Origin of the sequence: Photobacterium gaetbulicola (genome assembly GCF_003025515.1) — a bacterium.
Classification (GTDB): Bacteria; Pseudomonadota; Gammaproteobacteria; order Enterobacterales; family Vibrionaceae; genus Photobacterium; species Photobacterium gaetbulicola.
On the sequence record NZ_PYME01000001.1, the window covers coordinates 17,532 to 37,977 of the forward strand.

General features: G+C 48.3%; 18 protein-coding genes. 7 read left to right on the forward strand and 11 right to left on the reverse strand.

The features are described from left to right. Positions 1 to 59 precede the first annotated feature (59 nt). Positions 60 to 578, forward strand: a complete 519-nt coding sequence (locus C9J03_RS00100) for an aminoacyl-tRNA deacylase (RefSeq protein ID WP_044620861.1) — start codon at positions 60 to 62, stop codon at positions 576 to 578. 89 nt (positions 579 to 667) lie between these two features. On the opposite strand, the gene C9J03_RS00105 is transcribed toward C9J03_RS00100, so the two are convergent. The 4 genes from C9J03_RS00105 to ylqF form a co-directional block, all read right to left on the reverse strand. Further along, a complete protein-coding gene (locus C9J03_RS00105) occupies positions 668 to 1,216 on the reverse strand; it encodes a protein disulfide oxidoreductase (protein WP_197078568.1) in 549 nt (182 codons plus the stop codon). A gap of 1 nt (position 1,217) precedes the next feature. Next, on the reverse strand, positions 1,218 to 3,320 hold the full coding sequence (locus C9J03_RS00110; RefSeq protein ID WP_044620862.1) for a protein-disulfide reductase DsbD family protein: 2,103 nt from the start codon (positions 3,318 to 3,320) through the stop codon (positions 1,218 to 1,220). Positions 3,321 to 3,392: 72 nt separating this feature from the next. After that, on the reverse strand, positions 3,393 to 3,779 hold the full coding sequence (locus C9J03_RS00115; protein WP_044620863.1) for a hypothetical protein: 387 nt from the start codon (positions 3,777 to 3,779) through the stop codon (positions 3,393 to 3,395). A 244-nt stretch (positions 3,780 to 4,023) separates the two neighbouring features. Further along, positions 4,024 to 4,977: a ribosome biogenesis GTPase YlqF gene (gene ylqF, locus C9J03_RS00120; RefSeq protein WP_039463519.1), complete on the reverse strand. Its 954-nt coding sequence runs from the start codon at positions 4,975 to 4,977 to the stop codon at positions 4,024 to 4,026. Between the two features lie 288 nt (positions 4,978 to 5,265). Here ylqF and C9J03_RS00125 point away from each other — a divergent pair, with 288 nt between their 5' ends. Continuing rightward, positions 5,266 to 5,748: a GNAT family N-acetyltransferase gene (locus C9J03_RS00125; RefSeq protein ID WP_052829587.1), complete on the forward strand. Its 483-nt coding sequence runs from the start codon at positions 5,266 to 5,268 to the stop codon at positions 5,746 to 5,748. Positions 5,749 to 5,770: 22 nt separating this feature from the next. Here C9J03_RS00125 and C9J03_RS26565 read toward each other — a convergent pair whose 3' ends face one another. From C9J03_RS26565 to C9J03_RS00145, 5 genes are all read right to left on the reverse strand, one after another. Continuing rightward, positions 5,771 to 5,938, reverse strand: coding sequence for a hypothetical protein (locus C9J03_RS26565; protein ID WP_162845536.1), 168 nt, complete (start codon positions 5,936 to 5,938; stop codon positions 5,771 to 5,773). Between the two features lie 172 nt (positions 5,939 to 6,110). Beyond that, complete coding sequence (locus tag C9J03_RS00130) at positions 6,111 to 7,481, reverse strand: FAD-binding oxidoreductase (RefSeq protein ID WP_044620864.1); 1,371 nt, start codon at positions 7,479 to 7,481, stop codon at positions 6,111 to 6,113. A 144-nt stretch (positions 7,482 to 7,625) separates the two neighbouring features. Beyond that, positions 7,626 to 10,277, reverse strand: coding sequence for a molybdopterin-dependent oxidoreductase (locus C9J03_RS00135; protein ID WP_107291648.1), 2,652 nt, complete (start codon positions 10,275 to 10,277; stop codon positions 7,626 to 7,628). 189 nt (positions 10,278 to 10,466) lie between these two features. After that, positions 10,467 to 11,510: a GMP reductase gene (locus C9J03_RS00140; RefSeq protein WP_044620866.1), complete on the reverse strand. Its 1,044-nt coding sequence runs from the start codon at positions 11,508 to 11,510 to the stop codon at positions 10,467 to 10,469. 261 nt (positions 11,511 to 11,771) lie between these two features. Further along, the gene (locus C9J03_RS00145) at positions 11,772 to 12,776 is read right to left on the reverse strand and encodes a zinc-binding alcohol dehydrogenase family protein (RefSeq protein ID WP_044620867.1); all 1,005 of its coding nucleotides are present in this window, start codon (positions 12,774 to 12,776) and stop codon (positions 11,772 to 11,774) included. Between the two features lie 127 nt (positions 12,777 to 12,903). Here C9J03_RS00145 and C9J03_RS00150 point away from each other — a divergent pair, with 127 nt between their 5' ends. The 4 genes from C9J03_RS00150 to C9J03_RS00165 all read left to right on the forward strand — a co-directional run bounded on the left by C9J03_RS00150 (position 12,904) and on the right by C9J03_RS00165 (position 17,187). After that, entirely contained in the window at positions 12,904 to 13,806 is a 903-nt protein-coding gene (locus tag C9J03_RS00150; protein WP_044620868.1) for a LysR family transcriptional regulator, read from the forward strand. Between the two features lie 392 nt (positions 13,807 to 14,198). Then, positions 14,199 to 15,164, forward strand: a complete 966-nt coding sequence (locus C9J03_RS00155) for an HlyD family secretion protein (protein ID WP_044620869.1) — start codon at positions 14,199 to 14,201, stop codon at positions 15,162 to 15,164. Between the two features lie 2 nt (positions 15,165 to 15,166). Continuing rightward, positions 15,167 to 16,093: an ABC transporter ATP-binding protein gene (locus C9J03_RS00160; RefSeq protein ID WP_044621859.1), complete on the forward strand. Its 927-nt coding sequence runs from the start codon at positions 15,167 to 15,169 to the stop codon at positions 16,091 to 16,093. Continuing rightward, a complete protein-coding gene (locus C9J03_RS00165; RefSeq protein ID WP_044620870.1) occupies positions 16,090 to 17,187 on the forward strand; it encodes an ABC transporter permease in 1,098 nt (365 codons plus the stop codon). Before C9J03_RS00160 ends, C9J03_RS00165 begins: the two co-directional genes overlap by 4 nt. 82 nt (positions 17,188 to 17,269) lie before the next feature. Here the strand turns inward: C9J03_RS00165 and add are convergent, their stop codons facing one another. Then, complete coding sequence (gene add, locus C9J03_RS00170) at positions 17,270 to 18,265, reverse strand: adenosine deaminase (RefSeq protein ID WP_044620871.1); 996 nt, start codon at positions 18,263 to 18,265, stop codon at positions 17,270 to 17,272. A gap of 213 nt (positions 18,266 to 18,478) precedes the next feature. Here add and C9J03_RS00175 point away from each other — a divergent pair, with 213 nt between their 5' ends. After that, positions 18,479 to 19,138, forward strand: coding sequence for a Crp/Fnr family transcriptional regulator (locus tag C9J03_RS00175; RefSeq protein WP_338064677.1), 660 nt, complete (start codon positions 18,479 to 18,481; stop codon positions 19,136 to 19,138). Between the two features lie 92 nt (positions 19,139 to 19,230). Here the strand turns inward: C9J03_RS00175 and C9J03_RS00180 are convergent, their stop codons facing one another. Next, complete coding sequence (locus tag C9J03_RS00180; RefSeq protein WP_044620873.1) at positions 19,231 to 20,274, reverse strand: GMP reductase; 1,044 nt, start codon at positions 20,272 to 20,274, stop codon at positions 19,231 to 19,233. Positions 20,275 to 20,446 lie beyond the last annotated feature (172 nt).

Here is a 20,446-nt window from a genome sequence, read left to right on the forward strand (position 1 = left end):
TCCATCAGGCTAAACTCAACGATTGAGAGTGGCTTGGTGATTGTTCAGGAGGTGATCCTATGGCTATGGCACTGACAGTAGGGCAATTTCTTAACAGCCACAATGTTGACTTCAGTTTGACTCGGCATAAACATACCGATACGTCATTTAGCTCGGCTATCTCGGCCCATGTACCGACATCGCAAGTTGCAAAGGCGGTAATGCTAAAAGATCAAAACGGTGAGTTTTTGATGGCTGTCGTCCCTTCAAACCGCCGCGTAATGATAGACAAGATCAGCCGCATGATGGGGAAGCAGTACTTCCTTGTTGGCGAGCATGAACTATCCAATATCTTCCAAGATTGTGAACCCGGCGCGATACCGTCAATTGGGCAGGCTTACCAAGTTGATATGCTGGTAGATGACATGTTGTTCGACCAAGATGAGCTGTTTATAGAGTCGGGCGATCATGAAAATCTAATTCATGTTGACAGTAAGCAGTTCCACAAAATCATGCATGATATCCCGCACAAAAATATCAGTGGGTACCGGATGATGTTTTCTGATGGCCACGAAGGAAGACATTGGGAGTGGGAGTAGAGTGCATGTCCTTACCGGGATGCGAGGTTAACAGCATCGAATTCAGCCCAGTTTTAAACTGGGCTGATTATTATATGGCTTTCATCAAATTAGATAGCCATTCGCATTCTTAGCCATAATCCAGGAGGTGTGCTAAAGCCCGTCGTTACCGATGAGACCTTGCCACTTTTGATGATAAAAATGGACGGAACTGCGGAAATACCCCATTCCCGCATCAGAGCGCCTCGATTATCGTTGATGGTGGTAAAACCATAGCCATGATGGTCAAGGTAGCCATTGAGCCGTCGGTTATCACCTGAATTAACCGCGATAGAGATAACGTCATAATCGCTATCCAGCCAGTCGATAGTTGGGCTGACAAAGCGGCACACGCTGCACCACGTCCCCCAGAAATAGACCATCACGGGCTTTTCATGGCTGCGGGCAATCAGATCGATCTGCTCGCCGGTTGTCGATTCAGCGACAAGGTGGGGGGTGTCTCCTTGTGGCATGCTTTGGCTTCGCCATATATCAAGCCCGGTTGTGACTACGAGTAATACCAGCAGCATGAATACCGCTTCTTTCACTAAGCGCTTCATTTTCGACGGCCTTGCTGTTTGGGTACGGGCTGTTTTGGCTCGGGAGAACAATTTGAGCACATCACTCCACACCTTTACCATTCGCTGCTTCAATTGCGCTGATGACATCGCTGCTGGTCAGAATAACCGGAAGAGGGATCCCCGTCGGTGCACTCGGCCCGTAAACGATATTGAACGGTACACCAAAGCGACCGTTGGAGCGCAGGTAGCCTGTCACGTAATCAGACGGTCGGGTCCAATCACCTTTCATCAATACAATATGTTCATTATCTAATGCCGAATAAACAGGGTCTTGAAGCAGAACGCTCATTTTGTTGACCTTGCAGGTGATACACCAATCAGCGGTGACATCAACGAAGACGGTTTTTCCTTGGTTAACCTGCTGTTGGATTGCATTAATATCAAGCGGCTGCCAGGCATGATCTTTGGGAAGCGGTGTTGACCAGTGTTCGGCCGTCATGCTGCCTGCGATAAGCCCGCCGCCTGACCCGACGATGATAAATGCCATGGCCAGAATAACAGGCTTGCGACCTTTAACCTTGCCCAGACGCCACAGTAAGACAACGACGAGCAATACACCGACAAGAACGACGGACGCTGTTGATAGGAAGCTTGTCATCAAGCTCAATAGCCACAAACTGGTTGCCAGCATCATCAAGCCGAAGAGGCTTTTGACCTTATCCATCCACATGCCCGGCTTCGGCAACAGTTTCGCTAGGCGAGGGAATAGAGCGATTACTAGCCAAGGAGCTGCCATACCGACAGCAAGGGCTGTGAAGATGGCAATGAGAGTGATGATATCAGCACCCAATGCAAAGGCCACAGCTGTACCGAGGAAAGGTGCACTGCATGGTGTCGCCAGTAAGGTCGCGAACATACCCTGAACAAAGTGTCCGGCATAAGAGTCATCGCCTTTGGTGGCCATCCAGGTATTCGTTTTGCTCGATAGGCGGATTTCGAATAGGCCAAGCATATTGGCGGCAAACAGCGCGGTGATAATCACCATGGCAGCGATAAAGTATGGACTCTGGAATTGCACTCCCCAGCCTAGTGCCTGCCCCGATAGTTTCAGGGTGATGAGGAAACCAGCCAATAGCCAGAATGATGTGATGATGCCGGCTGCAGAAGATAGGAACTGCATACGGATTTGGCGCTGTTCAAGCCCTTCAGCGGCAATGACACTGCTCAGTTTCATCCCCAATACCGGCAGTACGCAAGGCATGATGTTGAGGATTAAACCACCGAGTAAGGCGATACCGATAATTTCGATGAGGTTGCTGTCACTTGTGGGCAGAATGACTGGGGTATCAGTGGCAATGCCCTGGGTTTCTACCGAGAAGTCTGTATCACTGATAGTGACATTGAGTGCTTCACCCAGCAATTTGGGTTCCCCGAACCAGCTGCTCACTTTCATTTGCGCAGTGAGGGTGTCACCGTTTACGTGAATGGTCGGTTTAAGGAACGAGGCATCCTGGACATTTTGCGATTCGCCGTCGATGAACACATCAGGCTGGGTCCATCCCAGTGTGTTAGTGGCAATCACTGACATCGTTTTGTTTTCTTTATTCCAAGAGAGAGCCTTGATTTCGACACTTGGCTGCTCGGTTGGTACACGGCTTATTCCCTGATTGTACAGGTGCATCGCCTGTTCTGATACCGTCAGGTTGGCGGGATTGAAGTCGAGCGTGATTTCGTAATCGGTCAGTACACAAATGTTGGTACAGGAAGACATGGTCAAGATACCGGACAGGAAAACCGGCTTAGACATATCTTGGACGTGAATGGTCATCGGGAAGATGATGGTATCTTTGTAACCTAGAGTCTCGACACCCAAAAACTCATAGCGTTTAGGCATTGGCCAATGCCAGTCCACATTATCGAGGTTATTCGATAGTGACCAATCAATAGAGGGGGCGACGCCACCTTCACCAGGGCTGCGCCAGTAGGTTTTCCAATCAGTATCGAGTTTTACTTCCAACAGGGCTTCGACGGTTTTATTTTCCGGATTTTGTTGCCCTGTCAGCATGTAGCGCAACTCGACAGGTGGATGATTTGGGTTTTGTAGCCAGCCGCTTGAGTATTCAACAGCCGAAGCCGATAACGAAAAAAGGCTGCCCAGCAGCATCACGAAGGCAGTGAGAATGGAAAATCGTTTAATAATCATATTTTTCAATGTAATAACTCCAAGAATAGCGAAAGCGGTCTCAAGTATGGTTCGAGAGTGGTGTGCCTTGATTTATTCTCGGAACACACACAGCGTCAGGTGACGCCGCCGTGTGGGAGGGATCGGTTCGGTGAATACCAGTATTGCTTTGGTTATTGCGGCATAGCTCAGCACAGCCAGAACAAAAATGAATAAACTGACAATGGCATGCTCAATGGAATGCTTGTGCATTTGCAGCAAATGATCGGCCATTGAGCATTGGTCTGAGACCGTAGAAGCACCCGTTTTTGTTGTTACTGAGTCAGAAAAAGTCGCTTGGTCGATGACATCAGAGGAAGAGGCTCTCAATTCACACGTGGCGGCATAGCCGAAATTTTGCCCGGAACAGACAAAAATGACGACCAACACTAACAGCAAGGTAAATTTGGCTGTTTGGCTTTGGTTTACCGTTTTGCGCATTGAAACTCTCAGTAAGAAATTGATTTATGGTGATTCTTTGCCTAGTTACAAAGAAGCGGCTTACAATGTCATTCAGACCGTGAGAGGTGGGAAAAGTTTCACCGTAAGCTTGCTTGGCGGTATTCTCTATTTTTTCGCTCTGTACCGCAACTGATGTGCGAGATGACTGTGAGTGCGAATGAGGTGGGCACAAAAAAGCCCTCATATACCATCAAGTATATGAGGGCTTTGCCTATCGTCGCAATTAGCGCTTGTTTTTCAGGTAGCGTTTGCGGCGTTCTTCTTTCTTTTTCGCTTTCTGTTCAGCTTTTTGTTCAGCTTCGATTGCGACGTCGATCAGTTCCTGAGTGATCATTTCTGGGCGTTCCATGGTGATTTGCCCCAGCGTGCCGTTACGCAGCTCGTTGATCAGAATTTCAGAAGCTTTATGAAGGTCGACACGGCCACCGGCCTTCAGGCAGCCACGTTTTCGGCCAATGGCTTCCATCAGCTCGATTTCGGTTTCTGGTACTTCATCTTCATCTAGGTCGTAACGGGCCTTGATGAGGTTAGGGTAGGCCTTGATCAGGTACTCGATGGTAAAGAAGGCTACATCGATGTAGTCCATGGCGGTGTCTTTAACAGCACCGGTAGCCGCTAGGCGGAAACCACTGTGTGGGTTTTCTACTTTCGGCCAAAGGATCCCCGGAGTATCAGAAAGGACAATACCATTTTGCAAGTTGATGCGCTGCTGTTGGCGGGTAACCGCTGGTTGGTTCCCGGTGATCGCAACAGTACGTCCGGCAAGGGTATTGATGATGGTAGATTTACCGACATTCGGGATACCCATGATCATGGTACGAATGTTCTTACCCATTTCTTCACGGTTAGGCGCCAGTTTGCGGCAAAGATCCATGATCTTATTAACTTCGTTCACATTCTCAGTGGTGATCGCCAGTGCCTTCACTCCTTGCTCTTTTTCAAGGTGCTCAATCCACATCTGGGTCATTTCTGGATCAGCAAGGTCGCGCTTGTTTAGAACCTTAACAACTGGCTTGTTGGTTTTCTCGCGAAAGGTTTTGATCAGTGGGTTTTCGCTACTGAACGGAATGCGGGCATCAAGTACCTCGATGATCACATCCACCTTCGGTAGGACTTCTTCGATCTCTTTACGGGCCTTGTGCATGTGGCCCGGGAACCACTGGATTGTGTTGCTCATTGATTGTTAACTCTTAATTGTTCGGTACCACTTTTGATGCAGTCGTGCTGCACTTACATTGGCCCAAAATCAGTCTTCAAACGATCACCATTAACCGTTCAAGGTAGCAAGCGGTTTGTGGATCTTTGCAAGACTCATGATTGTCAGTTGTGGTGAAGTTTAACGTAACTGGCAGGATACATAAATGTTTTCGGTGTTTGATTGCAGCTTTGTCCTTTCAGTTGCTTCTTTGCCTCATCAAAACATGCTAGAAAGAAGTAGACGGATTTTTAACCAAGGAGGGACGGTATGTTGAAATTAGTGGCTTTTACCGAGGACGATATAGACGTGTTGATTGACTGGGTTCCTTCGGCGGAGTTCAACCATTTATGGAGTGGAGACCGTTTTAATTATCCTCTCGATACCAAGCAGTTAGCTGCGCATCTTCAAACTGAAGAGGTAACAGCCCTGATGTTGTGCCATGGTAATCAACGAGTGGGTTACATTGAGCTGTTTCGTGAATCCGAGACGACATACCGACTGTGTCGGGTACTCATTGGCGAGGCTGCTATTCGTGGTATGGGGTATGGCCAGAAAATGGTGGAACTGGCGATAGAACATGCACGTAAACAATTTCATGCAGAGCGAGCTAAGCTGACAGTATTCGAGCACAATCACCATGCCCGAGGCTGCTATGAGTCATTGGGTTTTGTGACCGACAAGCGGAGATCCGGCTTTCACGCCGCGAATGGGCAAATATGGTCGGCGTTATATATGAGCAAGGCAATCTAAGTCACTAGAGGTTGACTGAAAGTTATTGCGACTCTGATTTGCTCTCTTTTTTTGCCGACTTGTGCCATTTTTCAATCTCACCGCTTTCCTGCATCTCATGCAGCGCTTCAATCAAAGCTTGATCTTGCTGGGCGAAATAAAGATCTTCTTCTGCTTTGCCTCTTAGTCTCATCTTTTGTGTGAAGTCCATATAGCTTCCCCCTCCAATGATGATTTCACTATAAGTGTAGTCATTGCATCGAAGTGCTCAGGGGTTAAGTTGCAGAAGTTTGATCTGGGTCGAGGCAAAAGGGCTGATTAGTCGTATCAGCCCTTATTGGTTGGTGACAGACTTCGGAGCGGTCGTCTTTTAGTTAATAATTCTATGGCTTAATGTTTTGATTGTGGTGGAATAAGTTATCAGGATCATACTGGCGTTTAATTTCCACCAGACGTTGATAATTACTGTCATATGCGGCGGTTACCCGTCCGCCTTCTTCGGCCGTCATGAAGTTGACATAGGCACCCGCCGAGGCAAAGGGGGTCGTGGCTTTGAAGAAGTCCCTTGCCCAGTTAATTGCGTCTTCATCTTCAGCCGGGGTTTCCCAGCGGGCATGGACGTTGAGGACAAACTTCGCGTCACGGCTACTGTAAGCCATGGCATCAGAGGCGACAGTATTGGCCGAACCTGCTAACTGACCAATGAAGATTTCACAATGCGGGGAGGGGAGGTTACCGGCATAGTGGAGCAACAGATCAAGAGCATCGTCATGCAGCTCAGTGAAATTGTGGGATTTCCAATAGTTACGCATACCTTCGGTTAGTAATGGATCAAAGGCTTGCTGCCACGCAGTATAAGGTTGGGCGCCGATGTGTTCACCGTGTGGGGTACCGAACTGGCGCAATGGCTCAATCAAGGTTTCTCCCTGCTGCAAATCACCGGCGTAAAATATTGCAAGGACGATCACTTCTTTGCCATGCACCTCCTCCGGTAAGAACGGTAATGGGGGAGCCTGGCGCATAACAACCCATACATTGAGATCTGCTGGGGCGGTTTGAGTGAAGGTTCGATATTGCTCCAAAACCTGCTTGGCTTGATCGAATGGGTAGACAATCAAACCTGCGAGTATCTCAGGGCCCACAGAGTGAAGCTGGAATTCGAACTCGGTCACAATGCCAAAGTTACCGCCCCCACCACGGATAGCCCAAAACAGCTCACTGTTTTCAGTTGAAGAGGCAGTGAGTTGGCGGCCATCGGCGGTAACAACTTGGGCAGAGACTAAGTTGTCGATAGTCATGCCAAATTTGCGGGTGAGCCAGCCAAAACCACCGCCCAGTGTTAGTCCAGATATACCCGTAGTCGAGTTAATGCCTACGGGCGTTGCCAATCCATGTTGCTGTGTAGCGGCATCGATGTCTGCTAACGTCGCCCCTGGCTGGACGAGGACGCGCTTGGCCCCGGGATCAACCGTTACTTTTTTCATGTCTGAAAGGTCAATCATTAATCCGTCATCACAAATGGCGTTACCAGCGATGTTGTGGCCTGCACCTCTGATGGTAATTTCTAGCTTTTGGGCTTTGGCATAATTTAATGCGGCGAGTACATCTGATGTATTGGTGCATTTAACAATAACCGCAGGACGTTTATCTATCATCGCATTCCATATTTGACGGGCTTCATCATATTCAGCGTCGCCGGGTACGATCACTCTTCCCTGAATTTGACTGGTGAGGTTGGCTTGGTGGGAACTCATAATGTCAGCTTATATGGCATTGCCATAAATGGTGGTATTAGACATTACTGTAGACGGGCGAGGGTATTTTTCCAGTTCAAAAAGAATGAAACAGGCCATACGAAAGTATGGCCGAGGCATGTGTTGCAGGTTCTCAATGTGCAGCTATTTTGATGGAGAATCTTTTGCGTTGGCTTCCAGGAAGCTCATCACTGCTTCTCGCTCGGCTGGGCTTAGGCCTGCACGTGGAAACATGCTTTTGGTTATTCCGTGCCACTGGGCTTTGGTGTACTGACGCGGGTCTTTAGCTGAATGGCATAACGTACAGCGCTGATAAAATAGGGTTTCGCCTGGGCTTTGTTCGACCTGCTTTATGGCTTGGTCTGCTGCCAGGGTAATGTTCGTTGATGATATAGGCGTCGCTCTCTCGTCAGTCAATATCTGTGGCGGCTCAAAGGCCAAGTTGTCGGATTCTGGATCACGGCAGCGCTGAATAAAGGCAAGGCAGGTATTGGCACTATTCGCTTGGCTCAGTTCGCTACAGGCCTGGCTAGATGTGATCACATTGATCGCACCGCTGTTGCAACGTCCTTGGCTATCAAATTGAAGCCAAGCACCTTCTTCCAAACTGATCACGCCAGGCATGATGCTATCAGAGACTTTAGCGCCAGCTATGATCCGGCCTCGCTCGTTAAATATCTCAACCAAGTGCCCGTTACGGATCCCGCGCCGCTCTGCATCCTGCTTGTTGATGAGAACATATTGTCTTCCTTGTACATCTTCATATTTCCTTGTGTCGGCATTGGCCATTTGCGAATGCACTCGCATGTAAGGGTGGGGGCTGACAACATGGACTTGGTTTGGCTTTGCATTCCCAAGGTACTCAAACGGTGCTAAGAAAGTTGGCATTGGGGGGCAGTCTTGAACGGCAAAGTTGGCGATATCCTGGCAGTACAGCTCAATTTTTCCTGAAGTCGTATGCAATGGGAACTGTTCTGGATCGCGGTAGAAGTCACCATGACGTACCCAGGTATTGGCGCTTTCCGGTGCGATTACTCTGGTATGGCCCTGTTGCCAAAACTCATCGAACGGCAATGTAGCAGAAGAGGCATGATAAGCGCGTTGCAATATTTCAGGGTAGCTCAGGCCCTCGGTGAATTGTTCTTCGACACCGAATATTTCTGACAACCGACGGAAGATCTCAAAATCATCCAAGCTTTCGCCGTAAGGCTGAATAACCTGGCGCATGGCGTAAATTTTGTCGTTGCTATAAGTACCGCCAGATGACAAATCGTCCCGCTCTAAGGTACTGGTGGCAGGCAGTACGATGTCGGCAAACCGCGATGAGGCACACCACCAAGGATCTTGGCAGATGAAGGTTTCCACCTGTTTATTGAGCGCAGCAATGAGCTCATTGGTGTTTTGCTGGTGGGAAAGAAGGTTATTCCCCGCATTATAAACCAGTTTTACGTCCGGATAGGTGTACTCGATCCCGTCGCGGGTAAACGTTGTCCCCGGATTATTCAGCATCTCTGAGATGCGTGATGCTGGGCAGTTAGCACTGATAGGGTTTTTGCCTTGCGACAAGCCGACAGGCATTGTTGCGCCGGATTGAGGCATCCCGCCATTGCCGTAGTGCCAACTGAACCCGACGCCTTCACCTGGTTTACCGATTTTACCCAGCATAGCTGCAAAGTTGATAATGGCCCAGTGGGTCATTTCACCATGATCGGCACGTTGCAGCGACCAGCCTGCAGCAAATTGGGTTTTCTTGCGGGCAAATAGCTCGGCCATCTCGATAATTTTCTCAGCGGGAATACCTGTAATATTTGCAGCCCATTGAGGGGATTTTACGGTGCCATCCTGTATGCCAAGTAAGTGCTCAATAAACTTATCGGCACCGACAGTATAGCGGTCGAGGTAGTCGGCATCATGCAGATTTTGGTTGTAGGCATGGTAAGCCATGGCAAGGAAAAGCGCGGTGTCAGTGTTTGGAATGATCTTCACCCACTCGGCATCTAATTCGTCATCGGTGCGAGTGCGCTGGGGGTTGACGGAGATGAATTGCATGCCGTTATCCGCGAAACGCTTCCAATGTGGATACATTTGGTGGTCAGCAACGCGAAACTCAATACGGTTGTTTTTCCACGGGTCACAACCGATCAGGACGAATACTTCGGCGTGCTTTTCGATCACCGGCCAGGCGGTCTGCGGAGAGTAGACTTCCATATCACCAATAACGTGCGGCAGGATGACTTGGGATGCGCCACCGGAATAGTCGCCGGTGGTAGTACTCTGTCCGCCTATCAAATTAAAGAAGCGGCCTTGTAGCACTTGTGGTCGCATCAATCCGGCATGCGACCAACCACCATAAGAGCTACTAAACAGTGCCTGATTGCCATGAGTTTGGGCTGTGGTCTGAATAGCATCGGCGACCAAGGCCAAAGCCGTTTCCCAGCTCACTCGTACGAAGGGCTCTTTACCGCGTAAGTGAGGCTTCGTATCACCCTTAGGGTCAGCTAAATAGGATTGCCGTACCATGGGGTATTTTACTCGGGTTTTGTCGTAGACTCGGCTGATAATGCCCTCGGTCAGCATTTCGGTAGGCATGGCGTCGAGATTTTTCAGAGGTTGAACGCCGATGAGAATACCGTCTTTTACGATGGCATTAAATGGCCCCCAATGACTGGCGTGGGGAATGATAATTGTACCAGCCTCGTCAAAGCGAGTAGATGCATGAAAAACGGTAAGTCCGCCTGTTGCAGCAACAGCGGTTGCAATGGAGGCTTTGAGGAATGCGCGACGTGAAATAGCCATTTTGATGTCCGTTGCCTTACTGGTGAGGCAGTAAAGCATTCACAAAAAGAAAGATGAACAGACAGTATAAACCATAAAGGTGTATTTTAAATGGTTATTATGAAAGGTTGGTTTTTGAGGATGCGTACTAAAAAAGCCACTGAAAACAGTGGCTTTTGCAAAATCATATCTTAGCTAAAGGGCGCTATTTTACTCTTTACCGAAGACGTTGTTTTCCTGCTCTTGCACGCGGATGAAGGTTGTGCGCTTGGTCAGCTCTTTCAGCTTGGCGGCACCGACGTAAGTACAGGTCGAGCGTACGCCACCCATGATGTCCTGGATAGTGTTGTCAACCGGGCCACGGAATGGCAGAAGAACTGTCTTGCCTTCTGCAGCACGGTATTTGGCCACGCCGCCAGAGTGCTTGTCCATCGCGCTCTGCGAAGACATGCCGTAGAACTTCATGAAAGTCTTGCCGTCTTGCTCGATGATTTCACCGTTGCTCTCTTCGTGGCCAGCCAGCATACCGCCAAGCATCACGAAGTCGGCACCGCCGCCGAAGGCTTTGGCAACGTCACCGGCACAGGCACAGCCACCGTCACCGATGATACGGCCGCCTAGGCCGTGGGCAGCATCGGCACACTCGATGATGGCAGAAAGCTGAGGGTAGCCTACACCGGTCTTAACACGGGTAGTACATACAGAGCCAGGGCCGATACCGACTTTAACGATGTCAGCACCCGCAAGGATAAGCTCTTCAACCATGTCGCCAGTAACGACGTTACCAGCACTGATAACCTTGTTAGGGAACTCAGCACGGACTTTCTGCACGTACTCAACCAGGTGCTCGGAGTAGCCGTTGGCGATATCGATACAGATGAAGATAAGGTCTTCAGACAGTTCCATGATGTCTTTGGTTTTCTGGAAGTCTGCTTCAGACGTACCGGTAGAAACCATAGCATTGTTCAGTACGCTCGCGTCGTTGTTGTTAACGAACTCAGCCCAGTCAGCCACGGTGTAGTGCTTGTGAACCGCAGTCATAACGCCGTGCTTGGCAAGGGCAGCGGTCATTTCGAAGCTACCGACGGAGTCCATGTTAGCAGCAATAATTGGTACACCAGACCATTGACGACCGCTATGCTTGAATGTAAAATCGCGGGTTAATTCAACTTGAGAACGGCTTTTTAGGGTTGAACGTTTTGGACGAAACAGTACATCTTTAAAGCCCAGTTTCAAGTCTTGTTCGATACGCATTGGTCATTCCTTATCTTATCGAATGTAGCATCATGGCTTTGAGGCTATTGGCAGATAGCATTGAGATTCACCATGTTGCAGGCACAAAAAAACCGGAGCGTTGGCAGACGCTCCGGTTTTCAGCATTATAGGCAGAGAAAGTTTTTTAACAAGTCTAATAATGTAAATTTTTTTGTGTTACCTTTACGAAGATAGCACCTCGACTGCTGCTTACTATCTTCGCAATTCCTTCCTTTTTGCCTCTAGTGCTCTGATTTTAAATTAGAAACCTTCAAGTACGATTTTGCCGAGCGCTCTCTGTGACTCTAAGAGCTCATGCGCTTTCTTCAAATTATCCGCACAAATCTTACCGCCTTGATGGGCAATTGTTGATTTTACGTCCCCGTTATCGACCATTTTTGCAACATTGTTGAGTAGGTGATGCTGCTCAATCATGTCTTCAGTGCCAAATAGTGAGCGTGTGTACATGAATTCCCAATGCAGTGAAATGCTTTTACGCTTGAGCTGCAAGATGTCAAACGACGCCGGATCATCAATCAGGCCAAATTTGCCTTGCGGTTTGATTGATTCGACAATTTCGCTAAGGTGATCATCAGAGTTGGTCAGGCTTACGATATAGTCCACTTCGCCCAGCTCCAGCTCGGCCAATTGTTTGCTCAGCGATTCTCGGTGATTGATAACATGATCAGCTCCTAGCTCTTTAAGCCATGATTGGGTCTCAGGACGTGAAGCGGTACCGATAACCGTCAGGTTAGTCAATTTCTTCGCCAATTGAACCATGATCGATCCAACACCGCCGGCTGCACCGATGATCAGTAATTTTTTATTGCTGTCCTTTTCAACCTGCAAGCGGTCAAATAGCATTTCCCACGCAGTGATGGTTGTCAGAGGTAAGGCAGCTGCTTGGGCAAAGTCAAGGCTTGCTGGCATGTGACCGACGATTTTCTCATCCACCAGTTGGTACTCAGCGTTGGAGCCTGAGCGGGTCAAATCGCCAGCGTACCAGACTTTATCGCCAGGTTTGAATAGGGTGACCTCCGGGCCGACAGATTTGACGATGCCGGCGGCATCCCAGCCAAGTATTTTGTACTGGCCTGGTTCCGGGGCTGCACGCATGCGTACCTTGGTATCAACCGGGTTAACCGAGATGGCTTTGACTTCGACCAGAATATCGCTACCTGTAGCAACGGGCTCTGGAAAGGTGATATCCACCAGAGACTGTGGTTCAGAAACGGGTAGTGATTGTTGATAGCCGACTGCTTTCATGATCTTCTCCTTTGACTGCCCTTACAAAAGGGTAGGTGTTTTCTTAACTCTATGGTCGAAGTTTATTTGACAATTAAATTTTGAAAAACCAGTATTGACTTAATTTACTTTCAAATAGATTTTGAAAATGAAAGCGCTCAACGACCTCAAAATTTTTATCGAGACAGCCAAACAGCACAGCCTCTCTGCAGCGGCGAGGAACATGGATATCACCCCAGCGGCAGCCAGTGCGGCATTGAAGCGGCTGGAAAGTGAAGTTGGTGCACTGCTGTTTATCCGCTCGACCCGTAACCTCCGCCTTACCCAGCAGGGGGAGCAGTTCCTTAATTACTGCGAGCAGGCTGTCGGTCTGATGACAGAAGCTTGCAGTACGATCACTGAGGGCCAGGCAGAATTTCGGGGAGTGATTAAACTCTCTATGCCCTCGGATTGTGGTCGAAATATCTTTCTAGGTTGGATCGATGAGTTCATGGCGCAACACCCAAAGTTGGAAGTCAGGGTGCAGCTGAGCGATGGGTTAGCAGATATGTATACCCAACCAGTCGATATTGCACTTCGATATGGTGAACCGAGTGACTCTTCGTTGGTGGCCTTACCGATTGCTGGGGGAAATACCCGCATCTTGTGTGCGTCTCCTGGCTACTTGGCGGAATATGGTACACCTTTGACCTCGGAAGAGTTGGCTACTCACAACTGTTTGTGTTTTGCCTTGGGAGATAGCTTGTATAACCGCTGGCGGTTCTTTCAGCGCGGTCAGGAGGTGACGCTGGTTGTGAAGGGAAATCGCTATGCTAGTGACGGCGAGGCGGTCAGGCGCTGGGCGCTTGCGGGGAAGGGGATTGCCTATAAGTCGCTGTTGGATGTGAAAGAAGATCTGGTCGCAGGGCGCCTAATGGGCGTTGATATTGGTCTAGAGCCAGAGCCGGCTCCTTTATATCTGGTTTGTGCTAGCAGAAGAGTCATTAACCCGCAGATTCAGGCGCTGAAAGAGTTTTTGGCAGATAAAGCAAAACACTATCTTGCTTCATGATTTTTGCGAAGCACTGTAAAACAATAATTGCCACAATCCCAACAGCCATTGCAGACAAACCAATCGCTGTTTAATTCGTAGCTTTATTCTATATCTAACCAATCTCACATTACATGTTGATGTTACTTAGTATTCTGGTCAGAAATTAAGTTACTGATTAAATTGACTATATTGGTTTTCTTTGTATTGCTCTCAATTAATTCTTCAATAAGAAGAAAGTGATTAAATGGTTATTTCCTTTCGGAAGTGGAAGGAATATTTTACTTCTTAGGTAACAAGTAAGCCATTGAAGTTATGAGGTAGTGCTAAGTGATTGGCCCTGCCTGAGTGCTATTGTAAGTAGTATGGATAAATGTCATTGATTCAATGAACCAGCCATAAGAGATAAAGCAATGAAAGGAAGCTTTTGCGTACGTATCATTTTCCTCCTATTTGTTCCCTTGCTGCTGACAGGATGTTTGAAAGACTCACTCAAGCAAGCTTTAGGTACCCTTGAGCGTGACCGGGTCACTTTCAGTGCGACTGCCAATGAAATCATTAGGGAGCTCCCCGTCAAAGAGGGCAGTACGGTACAACAAGGGGATGTGCTGGTAAGGCTTGATAGTAAGAACCAGCAAGCAATATTGGCACACGCTATTGCCGAGCAATCTAAAGCAGAGGCCTACTTGCTCAGGCTTACAAACGGTGAAAGGCCGGAAGATATCGCTGCGGCACAGGCCAAAGTTGCCAGAGCGCAGGCACAACTTACAGAGGCTGATAAGAATTATCACCGTAAGGCCGAATTGGTCAGTCGAAGACTGATCAGCCAATCAGAACAAGACAGTGCACTCGCAGCAAGGGATTCAGCCAAAGCCGAATTGGACTCTGCCAGCGAAGAGTTCAGCAAACTGACCGCAGGATCGAGGCCAGAGGACATTGATCAAGCTAAGGCCGAACTGGCCGCTGCCAAAGCGGATGTGGTGTTGGAGCAGCAAAAGCTGGATGAGCTGACGATTGTCGCTACCCGTGATGGCATATTGGATAACCTGCCATATAACCTTGGCGAGCGGGTGCCTGTTAATGGGGTCGTCGCTGTCGTTCAGGCCAACCGCATTCCCTATGCAAGGGTTTATGTACCAGCCAGCCATCGGGTGGATTTCGTACCTGGACGAAAAGTCCCTGTTCATGTGGATGGTGTAGAGCTCCCCTTTGAAGGCACAGTCCGTTGGGTATCGTCAGAGCCTGCATTTACCCCTTATTATGCATTAACGGAAGATGAGCGCTCCCGTTTGATGTATCTCGCTGAAGTTGACTTGCCTGATAGTGCGGAACAACTCCCCTCTGGTGTACCTGCCCAAGTGGAACTGGCTGGGGAATGATCATGACGGAATACGCGATCCAAGCCCATAACGTAAAGAAAGCGTTTGGTGATTTCATTGCTATCGACAACATTAACCTCAATGTGCCGAAAGGCAGTATCTACGGCTTTTTAGGCCCCAACGGCTGCGGCAAATCGACCACTATCCGTGTACTGACAGGCTTACTGAGCCCGACTGAAGGTGATGTTTCTGTACTGGGTTTAACTATCCCTCTGGAGTCAGAAAAGCTGAGGCTTAAAATAGGTTATATGACCCAGAAGTTCTCGCTTTACGATGACTTAAGCGTGGAAGAGAACTTAGAGTTTATTGGCCAGATCTTCGGAATGGGAAAAAAGGAATTAGCGCAAAGGATTGACGAGCAGCTAGCTACCTATGGCTTAGATCAGCGGCGAAAGCAGCGTGTTTCCGGTATGAGTGGCGGTCAAAAACAGCGTTTGTCATTGGCTGCAGCAACCATGCATAAACCAGAATTACTGTTTCTCGATGAGCCGACATCAGCGGTTGATCCTGAAAATCGCCGTGAGTTCTGGGAGCAGCTTTTTGATCTTTCGGATCAGGGCACCACGATTTTGGTGACAACCCACTATATGGATGAAGCAGAGCGTTGCCACCGGCTAGCAATTATGGAAGCCGGTAAGATCCGCGCTGATGGCGAGCCAGAAACGCTGATGGAAGAGATGGGGGTACATGTTGTCGAGATTAAGGCAGAACGTTTGCGGGAGCTGAAAGAGCAATTATTGGAAAAAAATGAGGTTCGCTCGGCAGCTCAGCTTGGCATCCGTTTACGGGTACTGATACGTCAACATATCGATGATCCTATTGAGTGGTTGAAGGGTTCGTTCCCCAAATTGGCCAATAGCGAGATGAACATTGCTCGACCTAGCTTGGAAGATGTTTTTGTGACAGTGACTGGGGAGGGTAGGCAATGAATGCTCTCAACCGTATGAAAGCAGTGATGGTGAAAGAGATTCGCCAGTTATCACGCGACCGTATTACCTTTGGCATGGTAGTGATGATCCCGCTGATCCAGTTGTTGCTGTTTGGCTTTGCGATAAATACCGATGTTCGTAATATCCCTGTCGCCATCGTGGATCAGAGCAATAGCGTCGCAGGGCGAATGATAATCGAGTCAGTGAGGGTGACCCAGGTTATTGATGTTAAAAGGAAATTTTTATCCCCCCAAGAGGCAGAGGTGGCTATTCAACAAGGAGAAGTGAGGGCTGCGTTGATTTTACCCGGTGATCTTACCCAACGTGCGATGCAGGGCCGAGAGCTTGGCCAGTGGATTGTCGATGGTTCGGATACCATGATCAGTGCTGCAATCCTTGGTCTACAGACCATGCCGCTCACGGATTTGGATATTGAAATTCGCCCGCCAATTGAAAAAACTTTTGAGGTGGTACTGTATTTCAACCCTACGCAACGCTCGGCAGTGAATATTATTCCCGGGCTCTTGGGGGTGATTCTAACCATGACGATGATCCTGTTTACCAGTGCCGCGATAGTGAGGGAGCGTGAGCGAGGCAACCTCGAATTGCTGATCACTACGCCTATCCATTCATTAGAACTGATGGTGGCCAAGATAGTCCCCTATATCTTTGTCGGCTTGATTCAGGTTTTTATCATCCTCGGGTTGGGGCATTTTATTTTTGATGTGCCTATCAATGGGGCGATTAGCCAGATCTTGTTTGGTACCTTGTTGTTTATCTCTGCCAGTTTGACCTTGGGTTTGGTGATCTCGACGATCGCATCGACCCAGCTTCAAGCGATGCAAATGACCGTGTTCATTCTACTGCCATCGATCTTGCTCTCTGGCTTTATGTTTCCCTATGAAGCCATGCCTGTTGCTGCGCAGTGGATATCAGAAGCGCTACCAGCGACACACTTTATGCGTTTGATCAGAGGGATTGTGCTGCGTGGTGCTGATTTGATAGGGCTGTGGAAAGACACGCTATGGCTGGCAGGCTTTACCGTTATCGGCTTGCTGGTGGCATCTAAACGGTTTAAGAAATCGTTAGATTGATATATAACCGGCTTGGTATACGGCAAACATGAAAAAGGCCACTTTAAAGATGAAGTGGCCTTTTAAGTATTTTGAGATGTGCTTACTTAGCAAACTGCATCAATGCTTGCTTGACGTCGTCTGAAGCGAAGGAGTGCTTAACACTCATCTTGTAGATTTGGTAGTAATCTTCTTCATTTAGCTCAAATTGCTCCATCACCTTGCGAACTTCATCGGTCATTGTGGTGTTGGATACTGTGCGGTTGTCGGTGTTGATCGTTACTGGCACGCCATCTTTGTAAAACGCTTTGATTGGGTGCTGTGCTAGTTCTGGGATCGCTTTAGTTTGCACATTGCTGCTTGGGCAAGTCTCAAGCGCGACGTCTTCTTCTTTCACTAGGTTGTATGCTTTTTCGTGATCTTTAATCGCAACACCATGGCCGATGCGCTCTGCGCCTAGGATAGAAATAGCCTCGTAGACATTTTGTCCGCAGCCCTGTTCACCAGCGTGAATAGTCACTCGATACCCTTTATCTTTTGCATCCTGTGCGAAAGTGGCATAGTCATGGCTAAAGCCATCAAGTTCACTACCAGCAAGATCAAAGGCAACAACCCCTTGGTTCAGCAGGCCAACACCGGCATCAATCACTTGCGGGATGGTATCAGAAGGCAGGAACTTCACCATCGAAAGGATGTAGTTACCTTTGATGTCGTATAGAGCTTCAGCTTTTTTCATGCCTTTGACCGCACTGGCGATGATTTGCTCATAAGTCAGGCCGTTTTGAATGTGAAGCTGAGGGGCAAAGCGAACTTCCAGGTACTTCACATTTTCTTTGGCGGCGTCTTCAAACAACTCAAACGAAATACGCTCCAAGCTTTCAGCCGTTTGCATAACCGATACCGGCAGGTCAAAGCGGCTTAGGTATTCTGGTAGGTTAGGGCAAGTTTCTGGGGCAACCATCAAGGCGTTGATTTCATCAACATCATAACTAGGAAGCGTGATGTTTTGCTGTTTGGCCAGATCGATAACAGTTTGTGGTCTGACGCTGCCATCTAGGTGGCAATGAAGATCAATTTTCGGTAGGTCGAAGTAATTCATTCGTGTTGTCCCAACAATGTATAATCTAGGAAAACGCAGTGTTTCCCAAATTGTGGTTGATCATTATGAGTATAGATAGTTAGCATTTTGCTTCCTAAGCTTATGAACTGTAGCTTATAGAATCGTTTGGGGACACTAGCACGACAATTGTCCGGATGTGGCAAGATTATTTTTATATTTTGATAGGTTGGACACAGTTTACACAAAATGGGTATGTCTGAATTTTTAAGCAAAGGGCCAGCAAGGTTCCGTCAGTTAATTGCCAATGAGAACTTCCGACGCATCACCCGGCATAAGGGGGATTATATCGTTCAGCAAGAGCACGAAATTACGGAAGTGTATTGGTCTGCGGCTGCTCAGTTTATGCTTTTACACACCGCACTTAATGGCAAAACGTTAAGTTTGGGTGACTACTACCTCGAAGATAACTTTTTCGGAGAGATTGAATTTTTCTCGGGGAAACCTTGTTCATTTGATGTAGTGGCAACAGCAACAACCGAACTGGTTGTGATTCCGAAAGAGCGCTTTGCCGAGATCCTGCTTGAAGATGCAACGATTTCATTTTGGATGAACCACCGAATGGCGAATATGTACCAATCATCAATGAATATCGCCATCGAACGATCTCTGTATCCGCTTAAGTTCAACATTGTCAAAGATATCGTCAGTCGCTGTACCTCTGAAACCCGATCATTAAATCATGATTATATGTATCAGGAGGCACAGCGTTTTGGTTGCACGGATCGGGCCTACACCCGAATTATTCATGAGCTCATCAAAGAAGGTCTGGTGAAGAAAGGGGAGGGTAACTCTACGATCGTTCCGGTCAATTTAGATGGGTTGATAGATTATTTGAATCAATCACAGCAATGATGCACTTCTGCGTTTAGCTGATCGGTAATGACAAAAAAGCCACTGAAAAACAGTGGCTTTTGCAAAATCATATCTTAGCTAAAGAGCACTATTTACTCTTTACCGAAGACGTTGTTTTCTTGCTCTTGTACGCGGATGAAGGTCGTGCGCTTGGTCAGCTCTTTGAGCTTGGCGGCACCGACGTAAGTACAGGTCGAGCGTACGCCACCCATGATGTCCTGAATAGTGTTGTCAACCGGGCCACGGAATGGCAGAAGAACTGTCTTGCCTTCTGCAGCTCGGTATTTGGCCACGCCGCCAGAGTGCTTGTCCATCGCGCTCTGTGAAGACATGCCGTAGAACTTCATGAAAGTCTTGCCGTCTTGCTCGATGATTTCACCGTTGCTCTCCTCGTGGCCAGCCAGCATACCGCCAAGCATCACGAAGTCGGCACCGCCACCGAAGGCTTTGGCAACGTCACCGGCACAGGCACAGCCACCGTCACCGATGATACGGCCGCCTAGGCCGTGGGCAGCATCGGCACACTCGATGATGGCAGAAAGCTGAGGGTAGCCTACACCGGTCTTAACACGGGTAGTACATACAGAGCCAGGGCCGATACCGACTTTAACGATGTCAGCACCCGCAAGGATAAGCTCTTCAACCATGTCGCCAGTAACGACGTTACCAGCACTGATAACCTTGTTAGGGAACTCAGCACGGACTTTCTGCACGTACTCAACCAGGTGCTCGGAGTAGCCGTTGGCGATATCGATACAGATGAAGATAAGGTCTTCAGACAGTTCCATGATGTCTTTGGTTTTCTGGAAGTCTGCTTCAGACGTACCGGTAGAAACCATAGCATTTTTCAGTACGCTCGCGTCGTTGTTGTTAACGAATTCAGCCCAGTCAGCCACGGTGTAGTGCTTGTGAACCGCAGTCATAACGCCATGCTTGGCAAGGGCAGCGGTCATTTCGAAGCTACCGACGGAGTCCATGTTAGCAGCAATAATTGGTACACCAGACCATTGACGACCGCTATGCTTGAATGTAAAATCGCGGGTTAATTCAACTTGAGAACGGCTTTTTAGGGTTGAACGTTTTGGACGAAACAGTACATCTTTAAAGCCCAGTTTCAAGTCTTGTTCGATACGCATTGGTCATTCCTTATCTTATCGAATGTAGCATCATGGCTTTGAGGCTATTGGCAGATAGCATTGAGATTCACCATGTTGCAGGCACAAAAAAACCGGAGCGTTGGCAGACGCTCCGGTTTTCAGCATTATAGGCAGAGAAAGTTTTTTAACAAGTCTAATAATGTAAATTTTT

Bases quoted from the DNA above. Each gene is read 5' to 3' on its own strand.
- C9J03_RS00155 (WP_044620869.1), top strand. From the start codon at position 14,199: ATGAAAGGAAGCTTTTGCGTACGTATCATTTTCCTCCTATTTGTTCCC.
- C9J03_RS00100 (WP_044620861.1), top strand. From the start codon at position 60: ATGGCTATGGCACTGACAGTAGGGCAATTTCTTAACAGCCACAATGTT.
- C9J03_RS00180 (WP_044620873.1), bottom strand. From the start codon at position 20,274: ATGCGTATCGAACAAGACTTGAAACTGGGCTTTAAAGATGTACTGTTT.
- C9J03_RS00125 (WP_052829587.1), top strand. From the start codon at position 5,266: ATGTTGAAATTAGTGGCTTTTACCGAGGACGATATAGACGTGTTGATT.
- C9J03_RS00135 (WP_107291648.1), bottom strand. From the start codon at position 10,277: ATGGCTATTTCACGTCGCGCATTCCTCAAAGCCTCCATTGCAACCGCT.
- C9J03_RS26565 (WP_162845536.1), bottom strand. From the start codon at position 5,938: ATGGACTTCACACAAAAGATGAGACTAAGAGGCAAAGCAGAAGAAGAT.
- add (WP_044620871.1), bottom strand. From the start codon at position 18,265: ATGAATTACTTCGACCTACCGAAAATTGATCTTCATTGCCACCTAGAT.
- C9J03_RS00140 (WP_044620866.1), bottom strand. From the start codon at position 11,510: ATGCGTATCGAACAAGACTTGAAACTGGGCTTTAAAGATGTACTGTTT.
- ylqF (WP_039463519.1), bottom strand. From the start codon at position 4,977: ATGAGCAACACAATCCAGTGGTTCCCGGGCCACATGCACAAGGCCCGT.
- C9J03_RS00165 (WP_044620870.1), top strand. From the start codon at position 16,090: ATGAATGCTCTCAACCGTATGAAAGCAGTGATGGTGAAAGAGATTCGC.
- C9J03_RS00145 (WP_044620867.1), bottom strand. From the start codon at position 12,776: ATGAAAGCAGTCGGCTATCAACAATCACTACCCGTTTCTGAACCACAG.
- C9J03_RS00160 (WP_044621859.1), top strand. From the start codon at position 15,167: ATGACGGAATACGCGATCCAAGCCCATAACGTAAAGAAAGCGTTTGGT.
- C9J03_RS00175 (WP_338064677.1), top strand. From the start codon at position 18,479: ATGTCTGAATTTTTAAGCAAAGGGCCAGCAAGGTTCCGTCAGTTAATT.
- C9J03_RS00115 (WP_044620863.1), bottom strand. From the start codon at position 3,779: ATGCGCAAAACGGTAAACCAAAGCCAAACAGCCAAATTTACCTTGCTG.
- C9J03_RS00130 (WP_044620864.1), bottom strand. From the start codon at position 7,481: ATGAGTTCCCACCAAGCCAACCTCACCAGTCAAATTCAGGGAAGAGTG.
- C9J03_RS00150 (WP_044620868.1), top strand. From the start codon at position 12,904: ATGAAAGCGCTCAACGACCTCAAAATTTTTATCGAGACAGCCAAACAG.
- C9J03_RS00110 (WP_044620862.1), bottom strand. From the start codon at position 3,320: ATGATTATTAAACGATTTTCCATTCTCACTGCCTTCGTGATGCTGCTG.